Source organism: Phytoactinopolyspora endophytica (genome assembly GCF_004138495.1).
Lineage (GTDB): Bacteria > Actinomycetota > Actinomycetes > Jiangellales > Jiangellaceae > Phytoactinopolyspora > Phytoactinopolyspora endophytica.
The window spans coordinates 56,770-57,986 of record NZ_ML142856.1 but is presented as its reverse complement, the minus strand read 5'-3'; the positions used below and the strand labels follow the sequence as shown (position 1 = coordinate 57,986).

The window sequence follows — 1,217 nt, the reverse complement described above, 5'->3', positions numbered from 1 at the left end:
GTATAGCCAGCGATAGCATTAGTTTGCAGTTTTTATATCGTGTACTGTCGTGATCATGTCGTATGGGCATGAAACGGCAAAGGTGGCGTCCGCCTCGCGTGGGGGACACCACCTGTCGACACAAAAAAGTGCGGCCCCCGTGGGGGCCGCCTTGTTGGCCGTAACCAACGTCGTGTCAACCACGCTAGCGCGGCGGCGGTCGTCACGCAAACCGTCCCGGAGGGCCCTGGCTGTGGACATCGTGGCCCACGTCGATGCCTTGAATCTCTACCACGGTCTGACAAGCCGGTACGGAGACAACTACTCCTGGCTGGACGTCGTTGAGCTGGTCAGACGGATGCGCCGGCATGACACAGTCGTCAAGGTCAAGTACTTCACGGCCATCCTCAGGGGTGAGCCAGAGGTGGCTGTGTCGCAGGAAACCTACCTCGCCGCGCTTACGTCCTACCGGCCGGAGGTTGAGGTCATCCGCGGCCACTTCAAGAAGAAGACCGCTCGCTGCCGGCACTGCCGAGCGAGGTACTCCTGCGAATGCGACCCTCCTCAGAAGTACCAGACACATGAAGAGAAGCTGACGGATGTTGCACTGGGGGCGGCCATGACGGCGGACGCAGCCACTGGCTATGGCGACATGTCCTTGTTGATCTCGGCCGACACCGACTTTCAGCCGGCCATGGAGATGTCACTTCGCCTAGATCCGCAAAGACCGGTGATGGTCGCCTGTCCGCCTGGCCGTATTGGTCCGAGGCATAACCTCAACGGCAGAGTCGTGGCGTTTCCGATTCCAGAGAAGCACCTGCAGGACTCGCTGTTGCCAGAGATCGTCATTGGGAACGACGGGTGGAGTTACACACGTCCGATCAAGTGGAGCCAGGCCGCCGACGCACCGCGTGACCACGAGTTTTCTGACAGTGAGCTGTTGCTCGTGTCTGACACGAGTGGAGGTGAGCCGACCGTCTCCACACCGTCAACGTAAGGACGGTGCCAGCGCCCGCGCTGAGTAGGCATCCCTGCGGATGCCTCCGGCCAGGTGGCAGGTGGTGCTAGCTCGGGTGAGAGCCCGAGCAGTGACGCTACCGCACTCGATGCGTGTGGACCTGGCTCTACGGCGTCGGGGTGCGGCCAATAGCGGAATATCAAACGGATGGCGGGCGGGGCCACGAGGGCGTGTTGCCGGGAGGACACCAGCGCCCTGGCCGCCTCGAGATGTGCCGCTA

Annotated in this window: 1 protein-coding gene; it reads left to right on the top strand. The window is 62.0% G+C overall.

All coding sequences use genetic code 11. From position 1 onward, the window contains the following. Positions 1-232: 232 nt before the first annotated feature. Positions 233-976: an NYN domain-containing protein gene (locus tag ELR45_RS16610; RefSeq protein WP_129667407.1), complete on the top strand. Its 744-nt coding sequence runs from the start codon at positions 233-235 to the stop codon at positions 974-976. Positions 977-1,217: the final 241 nt, after the last annotated feature.